General features: G+C 65.7%; 14 protein-coding genes. 1 reads left to right on the top strand and 13 read right to left on the bottom strand.

Annotation, left to right across the window (positions count from 1 at the left end; translation table 11 throughout):
• Nucleotides 1–114 precede the first annotated feature (114 nt).
• From OHB41_RS08465 to OHB41_RS08445, 5 genes are all read right to left on the bottom strand, one after another.
• On the bottom strand, nucleotides 115–4,161 hold the full coding sequence (locus tag OHB41_RS08465) for a type IV secretory system conjugative DNA transfer family protein (protein ID WP_103544041.1): 4,047 nt from the start codon (nucleotides 4,159–4,161) through the stop codon (nucleotides 115–117).
• Between the two features lie 135 nt (nucleotides 4,162–4,296).
• Nucleotides 4,297–6,363, bottom strand: a complete 2,067-nt coding sequence (locus tag OHB41_RS08460; RefSeq protein WP_266697322.1) for a hypothetical protein — start codon at nucleotides 6,361–6,363, stop codon at nucleotides 4,297–4,299.
• 143 nt (nucleotides 6,364–6,506) lie between these two features.
• On the bottom strand, nucleotides 6,507–9,416 hold the full coding sequence (locus OHB41_RS08455) for an AAA family ATPase (RefSeq protein WP_103544043.1): 2,910 nt from the start codon (nucleotides 9,414–9,416) through the stop codon (nucleotides 6,507–6,509).
• Nucleotides 9,417–9,707: 291 nt separating this feature from the next.
• Nucleotides 9,708–10,067, bottom strand: a complete 360-nt coding sequence (locus tag OHB41_RS08450; RefSeq protein ID WP_030214108.1) for an SH3 domain-containing protein — start codon at nucleotides 10,065–10,067, stop codon at nucleotides 9,708–9,710.
• Between the two features lie 207 nt (nucleotides 10,068–10,274).
• Nucleotides 10,275–10,613, bottom strand: coding sequence for a hypothetical protein (locus OHB41_RS08445; protein WP_044472790.1), 339 nt, complete (start codon nucleotides 10,611–10,613; stop codon nucleotides 10,275–10,277).
• Here OHB41_RS08445 and OHB41_RS08440 point away from each other — a divergent pair.
• Nucleotides 10,612–10,758 carry a hypothetical protein gene (locus OHB41_RS08440; protein WP_158697430.1) on the top strand — a complete coding sequence of 49 codons (147 nt, stop codon included), beginning with the start codon at nucleotides 10,612–10,614 and terminating at the stop codon, nucleotides 10,756–10,758. The two genes, OHB41_RS08445 and OHB41_RS08440, sit on opposite strands and share 2 nt — an antisense overlap.
• Nucleotides 10,759–10,905: 147 nt before the next feature.
• Here the strand turns inward: OHB41_RS08440 and OHB41_RS08435 are convergent, their stop codons facing one another.
• The 8 genes from OHB41_RS08435 to OHB41_RS08400 all read right to left on the bottom strand — a co-directional run bounded on the left by OHB41_RS08435 (nucleotide 10,906) and on the right by OHB41_RS08400 (nucleotide 18,863).
• Nucleotides 10,906–11,454 carry a hypothetical protein gene (locus tag OHB41_RS08435; RefSeq protein WP_103544048.1) on the bottom strand — a complete coding sequence of 183 codons (549 nt, stop codon included), beginning with the start codon at nucleotides 11,452–11,454 and terminating at the stop codon, nucleotides 10,906–10,908.
• A 182-nt stretch (nucleotides 11,455–11,636) separates the two neighbouring features.
• Nucleotides 11,637–13,880 carry a relaxase MobL gene (gene mobL, locus OHB41_RS08430; RefSeq protein WP_266697321.1) on the bottom strand — a complete coding sequence of 748 codons (2,244 nt, stop codon included), beginning with the start codon at nucleotides 13,878–13,880 and terminating at the stop codon, nucleotides 11,637–11,639.
• Between the two features lie 94 nt (nucleotides 13,881–13,974).
• The gene (locus tag OHB41_RS08425; protein WP_051713638.1) at nucleotides 13,975–15,024 is read right to left on the bottom strand and encodes a hypothetical protein; all 1,050 of its coding nucleotides are present in this window, start codon (nucleotides 15,022–15,024) and stop codon (nucleotides 13,975–13,977) included.
• Nucleotides 15,024–15,548, bottom strand: a complete 525-nt coding sequence (locus OHB41_RS08420; RefSeq protein WP_103544050.1) for a hypothetical protein — start codon at nucleotides 15,546–15,548, stop codon at nucleotides 15,024–15,026. Before OHB41_RS08420 ends, OHB41_RS08425 begins: the two co-directional genes overlap by 1 nt.
• Nucleotides 15,549–15,611: 63 nt before the next feature.
• Nucleotides 15,612–16,322, bottom strand: coding sequence for a hypothetical protein (locus tag OHB41_RS08415; protein ID WP_103544051.1), 711 nt, complete (start codon nucleotides 16,320–16,322; stop codon nucleotides 15,612–15,614).
• Nucleotides 16,319–17,068: a hypothetical protein gene (locus OHB41_RS08410; protein ID WP_103544052.1), complete on the bottom strand. Its 750-nt coding sequence runs from the start codon at nucleotides 17,066–17,068 to the stop codon at nucleotides 16,319–16,321. The genes OHB41_RS08415 and OHB41_RS08410 overlap by 4 nt, the downstream gene beginning before the upstream one ends.
• Before the next feature lie 113 nt (nucleotides 17,069–17,181).
• Nucleotides 17,182–17,883: a hypothetical protein gene (locus OHB41_RS08405; protein WP_266697320.1), complete on the bottom strand. Its 702-nt coding sequence runs from the start codon at nucleotides 17,881–17,883 to the stop codon at nucleotides 17,182–17,184.
• Nucleotides 17,880–18,863, bottom strand: coding sequence for a hypothetical protein (locus OHB41_RS08400; RefSeq protein WP_266697319.1), 984 nt, complete (start codon nucleotides 18,861–18,863; stop codon nucleotides 17,880–17,882). The genes OHB41_RS08405 and OHB41_RS08400 overlap by 4 nt, the downstream gene beginning before the upstream one ends.
• Between the last annotated feature and the right edge of the window lie 128 nt (nucleotides 18,864–18,991).

Here is an 18,991-nt window from a genome sequence, read left to right as displayed (position 1 = left end):
ATCGAAAGGAAGTGAGGGATCATCCAGAAAGGCCAGTGCCGAGGCAGTCTCCCTTAGTCGAGAGACGACCTCGGCACTGGCCGTGATCCTTGGCTGGCCCCAAGTGGCCGTCGGCTACTTCGAGTTCATCTCGATGGCCATGGCCCGGTCGAACCGGCCGTCGGCCAGCACCTCCCAGCTCGGCAGTGAGGCCAGGTACTGGTAGAAGGCCGAGTGGACCATCACCGTCGCCAGGGACTTCAGGTCCTCCTCGGTGACGTCCCCCTCCGCGAACACCCGCGAGTCCTCGTTGTTCACATGGCCGTTGATCCGGCGGGCCGCATGGGCGTACGCGTCCGAGCGGATCTGGCTGATGTACGTCTGAGACCCGTCGGCGCTGCGCAGCTCGCCGTCGCCGCCGACCGAGAAGTGCTCGCGATCCTGTTCCAACTCGGTCTGCGCCGACTTGTAGGCCTCACCGATCTCGATGTCCAGGCTCTTGACCTTCGCCGAGCCGTCGGGGTTGACCAGCATCTCCTTGCTGATCGTCCCCTCGGCGTAGAGCAGACGCTGCCGCTCGACGCTGACCGCCTGACTCTCGGCGACCGCAACCCCGACCTCGACGTTCTCGATGAACTGGTCCTCGTCGAACATGCTCATCCCCTCGTACGCGTCGGGGTCGACGACCACCGGAGCGTTGGGGTCCTGGCCCTCGTCGACCGTGGTCATCGTCGTGATGACCTCCATGACCTCGTCGGCGTAGACATCGGGATCCAGGCGCTCGATGTCGACCTCCTGGTAGCTGTAGATCTCCTTGTACTGCGCCTTCGCGTCTGCGGCCTTGACTGCCTGCCGCATGCGCTTCTCCAGCATCTTCACGAAGTCCGGCTGGTTCATTCGCACGTCGAAGTCCATGGCACTGGACAGCGTCGGGATCGTCTGCAGCGAGTACGTGTGCCCCGGGTGCTTGATCGTGTTGCCCAGCAGCCGGAACGACATCGGCAGGATCGTCTGGTTGCGGTTCCAGATCGGCGCGTCGCCGGCCCGGAAGACGATCGAGTTGCGCGGCGAGAGGAATGCCATGTCGTTGTAGCTGATCAGCGGCTCTTCCTTGGTGTTCATCGTGTAGGAGACCCGGCCCTCGGTCTTGCCGCCGATGACCTTGTCGAGATCCTGGCTGATCTGCTTGCTGTCACGGTACGACCGGTGCGTCTTGCCGCTCATCTTCTCCAGCGTCTCGATCATCGAATCGTCCGTGGACTTCAAGAAGACGATGTTCGAGGTGTTGCCCTGTACGATCTTGTCGACGCTCTCGCCGTAGACGTCGCGCAGCTGCTGCAGGGTCTGCAGGATGAGCGTGAACTGCTGCTCCTGGCCCAGGCCGATGGAGAGCATCGTCTCGAAGCCGTCGATGCCTTTGCCCTCGGACTGCAGGTTGCCGAGCTCGTCGAGCATGAACCGCGTGCGGTAGAGCGGCTTCTGGTTCGACTTCGTCATGTACGCCTGGTCGGCGCTCACGTCGAACAGCTGCTTGACCAGGATCAGGATCAGCTTCGCGTACTTCATCAGGTGGGGTGGAGTCACCAGGAACAGCGCCTTGGGGGACTCCGAGTAGCGCGACAGCGTCTGCGTGATCGCCCGTGCCTGGTACGAGACCTTCTCCGGGTTGCCGACGCCGGAGAAGTCGAGTCGCGTGTCCGGGTAGAGCGTGTCCCCGGGCTGGAAGGACAGGATCTTCCCGTCCCGGGTGCCGCCCTCACGCACCGGCTTCAGCTCACGCATCACGCCGTTCTTCACGATCTTATTGCCCGTCACCGGCTCGACCACGTAGTGCCGGCCGTTGAGCGAGACCTGGTAGTTCTTCGTGAAGCTGAAGTAGAAGGTGCGCACCAGCATCTTTGTCTGCGGGTTGACCAGCTCCAGCTTGAGCCAGGCCTCGTCGTCAGGGAACTTGCCCTTGAAGTTGTACCGGGCCCAACCCTCGCGGCCGACGATCTCCTCGTGCTCGAAGTCCTCACCCAGGTTCTCGGTGAACATCGGGTCCGCGTAGGCCGACCACACGGCTTGCTGACCGACGAGGTGGTCGCGCTTGACGTAGTTCGGCGCGAAGCGCACGCCGAGGCGACGCGGGAAGCTCAGGCCGGCCAGGTCGGTGTTCTGCGAGGGCTTGCCCGAGGTCAGCGTCGAGATCGTGGGGTCGGTGAAGAACGACATGGCGGTGATCGCGATTCCGTACACCGAGGCCAGCATCTTCTCCGCCCCGGCCATCGAGCGCAGCGCGTTGTGGGCGTTGCCCACCAGCGTGCGCATGTTGTTGCGGGGCAGCTCCTCGCTCGCGTTGAAGTACAGGCTGAGCATGTCCTGATCGGCCTTGCCCTCCCACATGAAGGCCTGGGCCGCAGCCTTCTCCTGCTCCTCGGCCAGGGCGTCCTCGTTGTTCTCGAACTCGCCGGCCTTGACCCGCTTCTCCAGCTCGGCCTCAGGGTTCTTGATCTTCTTCGAGCTCATCTGCACGAAGAGCTGGTAGCAGTTGTAGAGCGTGGCCTTGCCCCAGAGGTCATCGAGCTTCTGCTCCAGCAGCGCCGGGTCCATATTCAGCACGGCTGCGGCGCTGCGCAGCTCCCGCTCCTCCTCCAGATAGAAGTCGATGAGTCCGTAGGCCGCGCGCTTGAAGGCGTTGTTGGCGGCGTTGGGCCAGACCGGGTCCTCGCCGCCGTCGAGCGGAAAGAAGATCCCGGCGATGTTCTCCACGTACAGCGCGCACTTGGTGAAGTTGCCCTCACGCGCCGCGTCGGCCGCCAGTCCCAGGGGGTTGTAGATGTCGGTCTTCATGGAGTTGATCAGGTTGAACTGCACCGGCTCGAACCCGCGTGTGACCAGGGGCACGTAGTTCTTCACCAACAACTCGCCCTTGGGGTCGTTGATGACCATGTTCGAGGGCTTCTTCTCCCGCGACCACATGTCGATGATCGGCTCGATGTACGTCTGGCCCTTACCGGCTCGGGTGATGGCCAGCACCATGGTGTTCACCGGCGCGGTATCGACCACGTACGCCCCGGCCGGGCGCTGGACCTCGTACGCCGGGAACTCCCAGTCCTTCTTGATCAGGTCAGCGACGGTCTTGTACGTGTCCGATCCGAAGCCGAGCTTGTCCCGGTTCTTGCCGTCAGGGTTGTACGGGATCCGTGCCGTGTCGTACTTCTGCCGCAGCGTCTTGTCATCGGGGAGCCCGGATGCCTCGAACAGCTCGTCGCCGAAGTCTTCGTCGATGATCGGCAGGGTCTGCGTCAGCGGATCGCCCTCGTCGTCGTCCATGACCTCGCCGGCGTAGTAGACGAGGTTCCCCTCCTCATCGATGACGTCCTTCTTGGCGCGCTGGGCGACCTCGACGGTGCCCAGGCCCTTCTTCTTGAGCATCATGTGGCTGAGCATCGAGCTGACCTGCACGCTTGAGTGAGCACCGGCGTCGGGGAACCAGTCGTAGTTCTGCTGGATCTCTTCCGGCAGGGAGATGTGCTGGTCGTTCTGGTACTGGTTGATGTCGCTCGTGGTGTTCATCAGGTTCGCCGCGGCGACCTTCCGCGAGAACCACGTACCGATGATGAGGGCGACCATCAGACCCGAGCCGAGCGTGATGAAGAGCTTGAACCCCGAGACGTCGGCCAGCTGCTCGCCGACCGTCGTCTCGCTCTTCTTGGGCTCAGCCGGCTTCTCGGCGCTGGGCTTGCCGTCCTTCGCCGCGGTGTACCAGCTGGGGACCGGAACAGCCTCAGCGCTGTGGTAGCACTTCGCCTTCACGTCCGGGTTGCCGTCCTTGGCCAGGGGCCGGTAGCACTTCACGACCGAGCCGCCCGCACCCGTCGTGGTGTCCTGGACGTAGTACACGCTCGGCTTGCCGGTGCCGTTGCCGGGCACGCCCGAACCCACGGACGCGCCCACCGAGAGCACCGCCGTGGCGATGAGGGAGTAGAAGACCCAGGCGACGATCATCACCAGCACGCCGGTAATCACCGCGACGACGATGCCCGGTCTGGTCGACCTCAGAGTCAGGAACGTGCTGCGGTCCAGCTGCTGGTTGTCGTGGACGTCTCGGTTCGTCAGCGTCTCGCCGGGCGTCCGCGCCGAGATCTTGTCCCAGCTGCTCGCCTTCGGCCGTGTTGCCTTCCGCCTGTTCGTGGCCATCGTGATCCCTTAATCTCGAGCCTCGCTCGTCCTGCTGTCCTGCTGTCCGGTGCGCCTGCCTGCGCAGACGACGACGGCGCATGGGGAATGGGCCCATGCGCCGTCAGATCACCCCGTCGGTCATGACCGGTCCGCTCAACGGGTCAAGACCACCCCGACGATGAAGCCGGCCGCGCCCATCAGGAGCGAGAGCGTGACGATCATGACGACGAGGATCTTGTTCGAGCGGCTTTGCATCTCGGAGGCCCGCGCCAGCTCGTTGGCGTAGGACTCCTTGTCGGCCTGCATCTCCGCCAGGCGCACCTCATACCGCCTGGCCACTGAATCCTCGACCGTCGACAGCTGCTGGAGCAGGTCGGTGACCCGTGCCACCTGGGAGTTGGTCTTCTCCTTCTCCAGGTCGAGGTTGTGCTGCCACTCGGCGTCCCGAGCCGTCATCTGCGTGATGGCGTCCTTGCGGTTGCGTTCGAGCTCGTCCTCCATCCGGCGGATCCGGTCGGCGTGCTCAGAGCGCACCGACTCCAGGAGGTCCTGCTGCTCCCGGCGCAGGGCGCCGATCTCGTCCGTGGTCCGCAGGTGCTCGGCCAGCGCCTCGGACTGGGCGATGTCGGCCTTGCGGTTGTCGTCGACGATCCGCTGGATCTCGGACTTCCACTGGTTCAGGCGCTCTTCCTCGGCCGCCAGGTATTTTGACTGCTGCTCGGCCAGCACCTCGAAGATCCGCGTCTGCCCGGTCTGCATCTTCAGCGTCGCGTCCGAACGCCGGACCCGCAGGATCTCCTGCTGGTTGTGCGCGTGGGTGTCCTCGATGTCCCGCTCGATCCCGGCGATGGAGTCGGTCTGCTCGCGCTCCATCTTCGAGCGGTTGCGCTCCTTGTACTGCAGTTCCGCCGAGAGCGCCGCCTGCTGGGCCACCTTGGAGGCCTGAGACTCGTAGTCCTTGGCGATCTCCGCCCGGCGGGCCCGGATCTTCTCATCCTTCTCCGTCTGCCGCTGCTGGTGCTCGGCCTCGGCGGCGTCCTTCAGCAGCTTGTACCGGGAGCCCGCGCGGTCGGTGGCCACATCGCGGATGACCTGCTCGGTGTGCGCCGACATGAGGTTGACGTAGAGCGCACGCAGCTCATCCTCATGCGCGGAACGGAGCTGCATCAGGTCTGCGTTGGCCTGCCGGTTGAGCTGGGCGACCTGGTCCCCGAGCCACTCCGTCGCGCCCTCGGGCACAGCGATCTGCACGACCGGCGCGCCGATGGCGAAGGTTGCGTTGAACTCATCGAGCCGGACGTCCAGGTCCAGCTCCTCGGAGAGGAACCGACGGGCGATGACGTCGCGCACCTGGGCCTGATCGGCCAGCAGCACAGTGTCGCCGGCCTCCTGGTAGTCGCCCTCGACGCCGTAGCCGGCGTCGGTCTCGTCGAAACCCTCGTAGCCGGCCACCTCGTCGCCGTCGTAGTCCGGCTCCGACTCGACCGAGACGGCGCCCGCGTCGTCGATACCTGCGGCGTCCTCGCCGAGCATGGATGCGTCCGCCCCTTCATCCGCGTCGACGACGTCGCTGAAGAGCGGCTCGTCGTCCAGGCCCTCGGCAGCCCCCTCGTCACCGGGGATTCCGTCGAAGATCGCATCCCCCTCGTCCTCCCCGAGGACCGCGGGGGCAGTGGCTCCAGCCTCGGCGACCAGGCCGCTGTGCTCCTCCCATGCCTTCTTGCCCACGGCTTCTTCGAGGCTCGTGGTACCTGCAGCGACAAAGCGTGCCTGCGCGAAGGTCGCATCGTTCACGAGATCGACGAGCAGATCGCCGCTGGGCTTCTGCCACACGACGGCCCAGGCGTAGGTGGCACCGGTGAGCAGCGAGTACTCCTCCATGCGCGCGAGAGTCTCGTCGGTGGGGATGATGCCGAAGACCTCCTCTTCGAGCATCTCCGCCGTGGCCACCGTGCGGATCTGGTCGGAGCTGATGAGCTCGATGATCGAGCCCTTCGCCTCGTCCCGGCCGTGCCGCTTGCTCAAGCCACCGATCGAGTCGGCTGCGAGCACGAGCATCACCCAGGCCGTACCGCTGGGAAAGACGAACTGCGTGTTCGACCGCAGCAGCTCTACCGCCGCCGGGATTGCCGTTTCTCTCACCACGGAGGCCAGAAGCTCGTCGGGCTTCTTCTTCCGCTCCTTCCTGCGGCTTCCCGTTGCCGTACCCAGAATGCCCATTGATGCACGATCCCTCCGCTAATAAAACACAGTTCACCTGGTTTATGAGTATCTTATCGCCTCTCTATCGCGATAGGCAATCATGGGGCATCGATGGGCTATCGACTCATGAGTCGACTCGTTCCCGCCGTCCTCGGACCGGTTCATCGCACCGCGCTGACCTCGACGTAGGCGTCGGAACTCAGCAGGTTCTTGTCGTCGCTGACCAGGTCGCCGACGACGTCGATGCGGATACGCCGTTCCGAGGGGTGCTCGTTGAGGAAGGTCGCCACCGCGGTGGTGACCTCGTCGGTCAGCTTCGCCACAGCCGCACGCGCACCGCCGGCATCAGAGGCGGTATCGCCCTTGTCCTCGATGAGGTACTGCAGGACCCTCGCATCGACGTCGATGCGCACGTTGTGCTTGACGAACACCTCCTGCACCATCTGGCGCAGCTTCTTCCGCACGATCTTTTGCTGCGTCAGCAGCGACAGCGGCTGGAAAGGCACGATCGCGTCGATACGGCCCAGCAGCTCGGGCGGAAATCGGTTGTCGCCCGTCGTCGAGGAGATCGAGCGGCGGATGAGCTTCTCGTACTCCAGCAGCTGCTTGCCCGACCCGGTGTCGTCCGCCGCGTACTGCGCGATGTCCTTGTAGATCTCCGAGCCGGCGTTCGTCGTCAGCACGATGTAGGTGTTGAGGAAGCTCACCTCGCGGTTGTTGGCGTCGTTGAGCCGGCCGTCGTCGAGCACCTGCAGCAGCACGCGTGTCACCATCGCCGAGGCCTTCTCGACCTCGTCGAAAAGCAGCACAGCGTGGGAGAGGGCCCACACGCGCTTGGTGAGCTCAGAACGGAACGCCGCGAACGACGAGTCCTCGGCGTACTCCGTCATGTCGAACCGGATCAGGTGCCGCTGGTCGTCACCGAACAGCAGTCGTGCCAGCTGCTTCGTGAGCTCCGTGTTGTGCGTGACCACGAACTGACCAGCCTGGTAGAGGTGCTCCTCGTCGTTGACGTAGATGCACGACGAGCTCTGCTGCTCCGGCAGCTTCTCGATCGACGCGATGCCGACCATGTCGAACTTCTTCACGCGCTTACGACCCGAGGTCTCGATGGCCGCGCGCCGTGCGATCTCCTGCTTGCGGGGCAGGGAGAAGAACCGGGCCTTATCCTCGTTGCCGACCTTCACGTGCACGCCGTACTCGACCAGTTCGCGCCCGTCCTCCTTCGTGCGTGTCCACGATTTGATCGTGTTCGAGACGCCGAGCGAGAACAGCACCTCCCTAAGGTCCTCCGTGAGCCCCTTGGAGAACGTCGAGTACGAGACGTTGAAGCGGTCGTTCGAGGCACCGATCGATCCGTCGGTGTCGAAAAGGCCCCGCACCAGCGCCCACCGCTGCTGTACCGATCCGTGTTTGTACCTCTCCGGGATACGGCGCTCCGCCGAGCGCGCACCGATCAGATCGGGAACCGAGGCAAGCACGTCCTTCGTCTGGTACAGCGAATCGCGGCGGTCCTCCACCGGGCCAACACCGACAGGGAAAACCCAGCTGTAGTTGCGTCCGTACGACTTCGGTGCCGACCCCAGCCATTCGCCCACCATCCACACGGTGTGGTCGGCGTCGTCCCCGTCAGACGAGAGCGTCAGCTGCCTCTCAGTGAGGCACCCGTTACCGATGAGGACGCCCAAGACGTACGGGTCGACGTCGAAGTCCTGCTCCGGCCAGTGCACCGGTCCGTTCGCCGGGATGAAGAACTTCAGATCTTCCCGAGAGTCGCCGGGGTAGGTCCGCACGACGCCACGCTCGACCATTTCCTGCGTGCTCAGGACCATCGGCGCGACGTCCTTGCCCGCATGCTTCTTCGACCGCTGCTTGGCTGTGTAGACCGTCCACAAGTGCGGTCCTCCAACGTCGAGAGTCCGGCCGTCCCAGAGCGTGACCCGGTAGACGTCCTGCATGCCCTGCGGGAAGTGTCCGAGCACCTCGACCGGGTGACCTTGGCGACCGAACACTCTGTCGCCCGGGACCAGGTCGCCGTGCAGCTTCCAGGTGGTCTCGCCGTCGCTCGAGTAGACAGGAACCTGCGTCGAGTCGACGCAGAATTTCCCCGTTCCCGTCGATCCCGTGAACAGCAGGCTCGCCATCGGCTTCCCCTTGTCGTTGAGGTCCGCCACCGACAACTGCAGACGACGCGCCACCGCGCCGGTCGCCCAGTCCTGGCTGAACACCTTGGCGTCCAGCTGCTTCTTGATCTTCGCGCCGTCGACCCGGAATGCGACGTTCACGTTCAGGGACTCCATGAGCACGTCCGAGAGCAGGTCCCGGTCCATCGGTCGGTGCGTCAGGCGATGCCAGCCGACCATGGAGTCGAGCACGAGGATCGACTTGCGCGGCTGGGCGCTGGCCGGCATGTAGCGCTGGGTGTACTCGTAGATCTGCTGGAAGACGTGGTCGTCGTAGAACTCGTCGGCCACCCCGTACCGTTCGGCCATGCCCTGCAGGATCTTGATGGTCGTCGCCTGGTCCGGCGGGTTGAGGTTGATGCGCTGCAGGCGCTCGACGAGCGGCTGGTTCGGCGAGATGTGCTTGTGGAACTCCTCGTAGGTCGTCGCCGCGATGATCCTGATGCCTCGGGTTCCCGAAGCCGCGAGGACCGGCTTGATGGCCTCGACAGCGGCGTCGGAGAGCTGGATGATCTGGTGGAACTCGTCGATGAAGAGCACCACTTCGTGCTTCTCGTCCTTGACGAAGTCCTCGGCCTCGTCGAAGAAGCCCTTGAGCTTCGAGGCCATGTTCTCGGCGTTGCCCGCCTCGGAGATCATGCGCGCCGGGTCCACCTCCAGGTAGAGGCGGCCCGGATCCACGAGCATCGTGGCCTGGACCAATGCGGTCTTTCCCGTTCCGGCCTCGGCCAGTAGAAGCGCATTGCACAGCTCAGGGCGGCTCATCGAGGCCAGCAGCTGCATCGTCTCGTGCTCACGGCCGACGATGTCGCGCTCGGCCTTCTTCAGTGGCTCCGAGAGCTTGGACAGGAGTGGGTAGCGCTCGTTGAGCTGTGCCTCGTGGAACATGCCGCGCAAGACCTCTCGACTGGACTGAAGATTTAACTGGAAAATCAGTCGAAACCCTATCACGGGTAGCATTCGATAGGGCATTGAATGGAGAATGCGAAAGGCCCCGGAGTGAACTCCGGGGCCTTTCGTTCCATGCACTGGTCGCGGGTCGCTCACCCGCCGTATTCGGACTCGCGGAACCCTGCCGGACTGGGGTGAGGGCTGGAGTGGAAGCGCGGCGCCGAGGGGGCAGGCCAGGTGGAGGTGCCCCGGGCCGGGCGGCCCGGGGCACGGAAGTGAGGCGGTGCCTCAGTCCAGGCACATGCGCACGTCGCGGTAGACGTACTTGCCGGAGACCCAGCCCGTCTTCTTGGTGTTCTTGTCGGTGATGTACACCCAGGTCGCGCCCTTGGTGGTCTTGTGCACCGTGAACTTGTGCGACTTGTAGAGGACCCCGACTGCGGTCGACTTGGTGGTCGCCTTCGAGCGGATGGTCACCGCGCTGGTGCCGTGCACCGCCCACGGAAGGTAGGGGTTGGTGGTGCAGGACGAGGCGGGCACCGCGGTGGCGACCGACTGCGGCGCGGCGGTGGCCGCCGGGGCGGACAGCAGCGGCAGGGCGACGGCGGCCGCGGTGGCCGCGAGTACGGCTATGCGACGTGCAGACATGTGCAAACCTCCATAAAAGGGGTGTGGTTGGGTAGGGGTGTGCCTCGGCGAGAGGTTGGTGGGCAGGCGCTGGCGGGGTGTCGTGTCACCGGCGTCGCCAGGGGCCTGGAAGGCGGGCCTGGCCGTGGTCAGGTCAGGGCGTTTCTGCCAGGTCGCTCCAGGAGGGAGCGGTCTGGGGGCGCGTCGCGTCGGCGTCGCGCGGTGGTGCTAGAACCAGCTGGCGGCGACCCAGCCCTTCGTGCCGTACGAGCTGGAGGAGAGACTCTCCCCGTAGTACCAGCGGTTGCCGTACTTGTTGACGGCGGAGCACTCCACCCAGAACTCGCCGGCGGAGTCGAGGTGGCCCTTGGACTTGTATGCCACGCCGGGGCCGGTGCGAATGTTCGGCCACTCCAGGTTGGGGCCCCACACGGAGTGGTTGCGGTCGTTGCGGGTGCAGGCGGACGAGCCGACGGCGGACGCGGGCGTGGCGACGGCGGCGAGGCCGCCGAGCAGGACCGCGGTGGCCGTCGTCGTCATGACGGCGTTGCGGATGGCGGATCGCATGAGAAGAAACCTTCGGTTGGAGGTGTTCGTCGAGGTGCGGGGGACGCTGGAGACGCGGCCCCCGCCCAGCGCGGCGGACGCGCTGGGGATCTGTGGATCAGCCGTGCGAAGCTGGCTGATCGCCCTGACGGGAGCGGCGCCGTGAGTACGTCGAGGCACCCACGGCAGCGAGGCCGACAGCGAGCATTCCGCTTGCGACGACGGCGAGTTCACCAAGTGACATCCAGGGGCTTTTCGAATAGGGCTTAACTCGACCTCGACCTCGACCTCGACCTCGACCTCGACCTCGGTCTCAGCCGACCGCCGGCTCGTCGACCTCGACCTCAGCTGCCTGCTCCTGCTTGGCCTCGGGAGCCGGGGCCTGAGCCTGCGACTCCTTGGCCGCCGCCCGTGCCTCGCGGGCGGCGCGCATGGACGCGAACTGGTTGTCCAGCGTCTTGTCGTCGACCTTGAACTCGGAGGCCTCGACGGACTTGGTGTTGACCACCAGGCCAGTGCCGCGCGTCGCGGGCATCACGTTGCCCTTGAAGCCGTAGATGGTGCCGACCTCGTTGCCGTCCTTGTTCAGGATCGGCTCGGTGTTCGGACCCGCGGCCTTGATGATCTCCTCCATCTGACCGGTGGAGTACGGAGCGCCGTTGTTGTAGCGGACCTTGCCGTCCTCACCCTGAACCCGATCGGACTTCAGATGTAGGTTCGTCTGCTCCGGACCGCGCGGATCTCGAGCGTCGAGCTGGACGTCGGCGTACTGGGACTTGCCGTCCTTGGTGACGCCGTTCTTGTAGACCTTCGCGATGAGGTTGACTCCGGTCATCGCGCCCTTGCCCTTGAGAAGTGCCATGATCTCTTCCTTCCGCTTGTTCCGACTGCCCTCTGACAAGTCGGCCGTGATCAGTCACATCGTCCGGGCAAGGCATTGAGTCCCGCCGAACGCTCTTCACGCTAATACTCTCATAGAGCATTCGACAAGACTGGAGACTAGTCTTTCTGTCCGCGTTCGAAGTCGGTCGGGATAGGGGATGACTACGAGTCGAATACCATTCCGGCATCCGCTGTGGTCACAGCCTGATCGACCTGGGCCTGGACCCGCACGACGAGGCCGGCGTCCAGTGACGAAGCCTTGGACCGCCGCATCCGCTCGGCCTGCTCGCGCTCGGCGCGCAGCTCCACGATCCGGGAGCGCAACACGAGGGTGCTGGATTTTTCGTCCGTCTGCTGAGGTGCCAGCTCCCGGGAGACCCGTGTCATCGCCGCGACATCGTCCACCGGCAGATCGGGAATTGCCTCGGCCTGGCCGGACTGGTCCAGGTAGTCCATCGCCGCCAGCAGCAGCCGCCGGCGGTCCCTGGTCGTCTCGACGAAGGTCTGGTGTGCGTGCGGCCCGATCTCGACGTCGGTGACGAAGTCGTAGCCCAGGTGGTGCAGGTCCAGGGCCTTGACCTCGTCGAAGTCATACGCGGCACCGGCGACGATCTTGAAGTCCGTGCTGACCGCGTCGGTCTCCGTACTCGCCTGATCCTCGGCGCTCGACCCCACGCGCAGCACCAGGCCGGAGGAAGCGAGATCGGCCCGCAGGTTATTCAGCTTCTGGTCATAGGACTGCTTCATTGTCCGGATACGCGCGTCCAGCACCGCCCGGCCGCGCTTGCCCTCGGTCAGGAGCCTGCCGCCGGGCTGATCGTAGATCGTCCGGCCCAGGTTCTCGGCCTCCTCGGGGTCTTTCATCCGCTGCAGGGAGGCATCCGCGCGCAGCGCCATGAGCGAGAGCAGCCGCTGGCCGTAGGTCGCCACGTCCTGCTCCTGCTCGTACCACTGGCCGCCGTCCCCGGGGAAGGGCAGGAAGTGCCGGTACTTGCTCATCAGCCGCCGGTGGTAGTTCTCCTCGAAGCGGTAGAAGTCGTAGAGCGGGCGCGAGTCCTCGGCGGCGACGTCGGCCTTCTCGGCCTGTTCCCACTGGTGCGCGAGGTCGCGGTAGACCCCGGCCTTCTCCCGGTGGTGCTGCAAGCGTGAGGCGTAACTGCGCAGCCGGAAGCCGAAGGAGACCAAGTCGGCCTCCCTATTCTCGTCTTCGCCCTGCCGGTCCGCAGCGAGCACCGCCATCTGCTGGTAGTCCATCCCCATGACTTCGAGCATCGGCGTGCGCACCCGCAGCTCCCACTCCGGCATGGCCCGCAGCATCTGGTAGATGCCGTTGACGGCGCGCTCCATGATCTGCGTACGTCCCTGCTCGACCAGCTTCTGCCATTCCTCCGTGCTCAGAGACTCCTTCGCGCGGCGCTCGTTGGCGTAGTCGACGATGCGTTCCATGGCCTCCGGCATCGGGGACCCGGCACGGTCGAGTTGCTCCTTCACGACCTCGGTCACCAGTTGGTTCGCCTTGCGCATGCGGGCGTCATGCGAGCCGGCGCGCCACAACGATCGGTCTGCAGGCAGGCAGGCGAGCAGGAACTGCGGCAGGGACTCGGCGCGGATCCGCTCGTGCGCCCACCGCTTGATGAAGGTGGTGACGTTGCGCCGCTCGTAGCCGACGGCGCTGGAGAGATGAGCCACCGCATGCTTCTCATCGAGCCAGGCGTCAACACCGCGGCGGAGCCTGGACTTGTGCCGGTCCAGGAGCTTGCCGCGCTGCGTACCGTTCTTCGTCACCTGGCCCCGGCCGCCGTCGACCATGGCCAGGTGGCAGTGCACGTGCTCGGTGTCGACCTGGATGACCCCGACGTAGCGCAGGTCGTCGAAGCCGCTGGTGCCCGAGCTCATCCGCTCCAGACCGTGCATGATCGCCATGCGCAGCTTCATCTGGTCGATGTGGCCGCGGTAGTCGCCGCGTGCCTCGCAGTGGAAGTCCTGATCGACGATGCGGTGCTTCCTCAGGTACTCCTCGTCGAAGGACAGCACCGTCTTGAGCACGGTCTTGCCGTTCTCGAAGTGCTGCTGGATGTCGTTGCCGGCCGCGCGCAGCTGCTCGTCGGAGAGTGAGACCGAGCCGTAGCCGAAGGCCACGCCGCCGTCGCCCTGGGCCTGGCGCATCTCATGCTTCGCCGCGCCCCGCGAGATACCGGCGCGCTCAACGGCAGACTCCCGCGCCATGTAGCGCATGATGAAGTCGTCGGTGCGCAGGCGCTGGATGGGAGCCAGCGACTCGGTCGCCTGCTCGCGGGCCATGTACCGAGTGACGTAGTCGCCCGGCGTCGCACCGCGCGATCCCCTGCCGCCGGGCAGCGGCACGCTGAATTCGTTGACCACGATGATGTCCTGCTTCAGGCCCATCGTCGCTCCCTTTCCTGTCTCGGTACCGATGCACTACGGCCCCGGCTGCTGTTCGCCAGCAACCGGGGCCGCGCTCGTCATGCCTGATCCGTCCTCAGGACCCCAGGCTCTGCTCGCCGTCCTCGCCGAAGTCCAGATCGGCCGCACGCTGGGCCACCTGGCGCTTGCGCTTGTCCAGGCTCGGGACGGGCTTGACCTCACGTCGTCGGGTCTCCTGTTCCTGCTCCTCCAGCTCCAGGTCGAGATCCAGGTTCGGGTCGCGCTGCGCCTCACGGGCCGAAATCGGGGGAGCGAACGGCTCCTCCTGCTCCTCGGCCGGGTGCAGAGCCCCAGCCACGCGCTCCCGGTAGAGGTTCTCCGTGGTGCCCTCGGTGCTCGCGCGCTCGGTCTGGTACTGCTCCCGTTCGGCGGCGATCTCCGCCTCGATCTGCTGCAGACGCGCGCTCATGCCGTCAGCGACCGGCGCTGCCTCAGGCACGGGCGATCCGACGACCTGCTTGACCTCGGTGTCCAGGCCCAGCTCGTCCTCGGTGAACAACGAGTTGATCGCGTCCGAGCGCGCCTTCAGCCCACGTGTATCGACTACGGCCTCAGCCCGCGGGACGCCGTCCTTGGAGTGGTCGGCGAAGTAGCCGGCGAGGTCGTAGCCGCTGGACTCGAGATCGATCTCCAGGCCTCCGATGTCGTGGATCTGGGTGAAGACCACGGGCGCATCGCCTTCGGTCTGCGCCCCCGACGGAGCGAGGACAAGCATGTCCGCCGTGGCCGGCAGCTCCCACTCGATCCCGGTGACCTGCTCGGGCACGGCGAAGCCGCTCGTGAAGTAGCCCTTGCTGGCGAGCACGACCAGCTGCTGGTCGTCGAACTCGTAGAAGGCGTCTACCTTCTCGCCCTGGCCGGGGGAGTAGGTCACCTGGGAGATGCCGAACGGCAGGGCCTTGGCCGGAGTGACCGAGCGCAGTTCGCCCGTCATGTGCAGATACGGGCGGTAGTTCTCCTCCTTGCCCCGGTGCTTGAGGTCGAGCGATGCGACCATGACGCCGAGCTCGGCGGTCACCCCCTCCAGCCGGTACGTCTCCACTCCTCGTTCACGCAGGACACGGTGGGCCCATACGTCGTTCATCGTCAGTCCTGCGGTGCGCATCACGTGCTCCTCTTGCGGTTGGTCTTGCTCTGGTTGGTGATCCTGGTCCTGGACTTCGGTGTGACGTCGGCGCCGGTCGCCTCGCCCCGGGCGTCCCGGTTCTTCGCGATCATCCGCGTTGCCCAGCGCCACATGCCGCGCATCACGACGATCTCGCCCGCGGCGAGCAGTGCGACCAGGAAGAGAAGCGGCATCAGCCACATGGCGATGGTTCCGTCCGCACTGAGCGCACCCCGGGATGCGCCCGACCGCTGGTGCAGCCATGCGCCCAGCAGCGGGATGATGACCCGGGCTGTGATGAACGCCAGCAGGTAGTCGGCGAGAAGAACGATGGCCCGGAAGAACCCCGCCCACACCACGACGGAGAACCTGCCGGTCTCCTTCTTCGGGGCCAGACGCCGCCATCCAGTGCGCAGCTTCGAGTCCTTCTGCTCCTTCACGGGCTTCACCGTGGTCTTCTTCGCCGTCGCGGCCGTGCTCGTCGGGGCGGTCGTCTCGGTCTTCTCCAGAGTCTGGGTCGACATGTTCGTGTCCTTACGTCTCGTCGGGGTCTTCTGGGACGCGTGCTGCAGCGGTGGGCGCTTTGCTCACCCGGTCGGCTTGAGGGAGGGCTGTTCCTCGCTGGCGGCAGCGAGGGCGTCGCGGGTCTTGCTGGAGGCCCGATAGGCGTCCAGCGACGTCACCGTGCCGTCCTGAGAGGTGGAGTAGGTGAAGACCGTGAACTCGCTCTTGGCAGCGCTGTTCTGATCCGGCCCGACGCGGACCGGATCGAGCCGGGCCACCCCCGTGTAGGAGTAGTTCAGGCCCTGCACCCGACTCACACCGATGTCCAGATCAGCGAGCGTGTACGTCGTCCTAGCGCCCTTCGTGGCTCCGGTCGCCGTCATCCACTCCGGCACGAACTCGGTGAGCACCCGGGACTTGTGGTCGAGGAAGCCGTAGCGCGCGTCGAGCAGTACCTGCTGCTCCTTGACGGTCCGGGTCGACGCCGAGCTGTCGGTGAGGCTGAGCAGGAGGGACCGGCCCGTCGCCCTGTCACGGTTCACCCGCTCGATGTCCATGCCCGGCAGCTGAACCAGCAGCGCCGTGTGCTGTGTTGCGAGCTTGGCCTGGGCGTCGCCGAGGTTGCCTTCGAGCTTCTGAACAACCGCATCGGCCTGAGTGTCCGACGAGGCCGGGCCGTCGCTGAGCAGGCTGGCTCCGAGCGTGACCACCGAGAGCGCGAGCAGCGCCCCAGTACCGCCGAGCAGGATCTTCCCGGCGTGCTGGCGCAGCTTGTCCTTGATCTCCTCCTTCACGGTGCTTTCACCTCCTGCCTCAAGGCCTCGCCGGTGGCCGTTGTGCCGGTCTGGATGTTCACGAACGCCTTGCGGACCAGGTCGTAATCGGCGCGGGCCCAGGCCAGCACCGCCGGCCTCTCGCCCGCACCCGTCCTGGTCTCCATCGCCAGCCAGGTCACCGTGATGGTGCTGTCGTCGTTGACCAGGTAGGGCACCTGGGCGACCCACTCAAAGCCGGAGCTGAAGCTCATCGGGATCCCGACGCCGGCCGCCACGTCCTTGTCACCGGCGAGCAGATACCACGGCCCCAGGTCCGCCTGGTGCACCGAGGGGGCGAAGTAGGGGATGAGGTTGCGCAGCGTCGACTGAGACGTCGCCGTGACGAGCGTGCCGCCATCTGCCGCCACGCTGGGCGTCAGGTAGCGGTAGTCGTTCTGCAGCTTCACGACCTGTCCAGCCGCCGTCAGGGCCGCGATCAGACCACGCTCGGCGTCGTCGGCCTTCGGCAGCGCCGCCGTTTTCGCCTCGGTGATCCTGATCTGCTCCTGCAGAGAGGAGATCTCCGGCGCAGCCCTATCGCTCACCGCGCTCTCACCGCCGGAGAACCCCGCAGAGAGTACGAAGCACAGCAGTGCGCCCACACCCATGCTCACGCCGGCCACGAGGGTGCGCTTGCGCAGGCCGCCCGCGGGCTCCGTCTGCGCAGGAGTGTCCGCGCCCTCCTGTGAGGACGCGGACGTCGCGACGAAGCGCGTCTTGCGCATTGCGCCCCCACCCGACTCATCGGTCTGTGTCGATGCCATTAGTCCTCAACTCACCGTTTCACTCGAATACCAGGGCAACTCTATCAATGAGACGAGTCGAAAGGGAGTCTTGGTTATCCGGAATAGCGGGTCTCGCCACTCGCCGGGACGCCGGAGAGATTCGAGACCTTGCCCTGGGCGTCGACCGTGACGAAGAGCAGCGCGCGCCGGTGCGCCGTGACACTGGCTTTGCTCGCTTTGTTCTGGGACACCGCGTCGGAGGTGACCTCGACGTCGGCCAGGACGGCGTAGGTGTAGACGCCCGCCTTGACGTCGACGACCTCGATGTCCGGATCCGCGCCGAGGGCCGAGTTCAGGCCGACCGTGTCGATGTAGTAGTAACGCCGCCCCTGGGAGTCCTCGTTGAACCTCGACGAAGGCATGAACGACTTCAGGAACGTCTCGTTCTCGGTGAGGCCGAACCGGCTCTTCAGGCTCTCGCGCGCCGCCTCGTAGCTCTGTCCCGAGTCCCACGTGAAGGCCATCGGGAGCAGCAACTTGATGCGCCCACCGTCGGTGCTCAGCCGGTTCTGACTGACCCCCAGGGCCGCCATAACGTCCGCGTTCACCTGCTCGGCGTTCTTCTTCTGGATGCCTGCTAGATGTCCCTCGGCGTCGTTGATCTGGGCTTCCTGCTCAGCCAGGGCCGCGTGCTGGCTGCCCCAGGTCACACCGGCAGCCGTCGCGACGACCGTGAGGACCGCTGCCGTCACCAGGACCGAGAGATTGCGCCGGAAGAACCCCCGCCGCGTGGGTACTGCCGTCTGCTCCGTCATCGCTTCCCACCCTTCTTCTGTGCGCCCGAGCCGCTGAGTTCAGGGACTCCGGACCCGGTCGGCTGCTTGATCGCGGGGTTCTCGTACTGAGCACCGGTGGCCGTCACCACGAGCGCCAGGTCGCTGAAGGCCCCCGTCGAGCCGTTGCGCACGTAGCGCGCGCTCGCCCAGGCGAGCACCTCACCGCTCTTTGTGTCCCGGCACAGCCAGACGACCTTTGCCTGGTTCGTCGCGCCCGAGCCGTCCTTCACGCTCAGATCGGGCATCACCGTCTCGACCTTCCACGCGTACGTGCTCGGGGCAGCCGCGTTCTGGCCGTCGTAGCGGATGTACCAGGCGTGGCGCGGATCGATCTCGGTGGTCGCATCGAACGGCGTCAGCGACGAGGTGCTGTACGCCTCCTTGTCACTGACCAGGAAGGAGTCCTTGCTGAACAGCGGTGCCATGTCTCGGCGGTGCTTGATGATCTCCAACGTGGCCTTGTTCGGGGACCCGTTGTCCGGGCTGGGCTGGACGCCGGCTTGGTGGTACAACGTGGCGAAAGTCTGCTCCCCGGACGCGACCTTCTTCGCATCAGCGGCTGCCGCCTCGGTGAGCTTGGACAACTGCGCGCCGGCGTCAGCCTTTACGGGCGTGGACTGGGCATCGTCCAGCTGCCCCTTGAGCCGGACAATCTGGGCGTCGTTGTCCGCCGTGCTCGCCTTGAAGCTCTCGCCGACCACGCCCGTGGCGACGGCCAGGGCGAGGATCCCCATGCCCATCACCGCGGTCACGCTGCGCCGGATCAAACGTGCGTTGCCCTCAGGGGTGCGCACCTGGACCTTCTCGCGCTGGCGCATCGTCCAGCCCGCGAAGCGCTCCTCGAGCTCGGCTCCGGTGACCTTCTTGCGCGTCTTCGGTGCCGCGGGCTTCTCCTCGGGTATCGACCCGGTCTCCTGATCGGGGCCCGAGCTCTCGGACTCGTCATGGACTTTCGTCACGGAACACACTCCTCACTCCACGTTGCCCTCATAAACGACTCAAGTCTATCTCGAAAGGCATTGAGAATAGACCTTGAATCCATTCGATAAGGGCTCCGAAAAGCGAAGCCGGCACGCAGGGCCTGCAC

Origin of the sequence: Streptomyces sp. NBC_01571, from assembly GCF_026339875.1 — a bacterium.
In the GTDB taxonomy this organism is placed as follows: Bacteria; Actinomycetota; Actinomycetes; order Streptomycetales; family Streptomycetaceae; genus Streptomyces.
The sequence above is the reverse complement of the archived record's forward strand: the minus strand, read 5'-3'. Positions and strand labels throughout refer to the sequence as shown.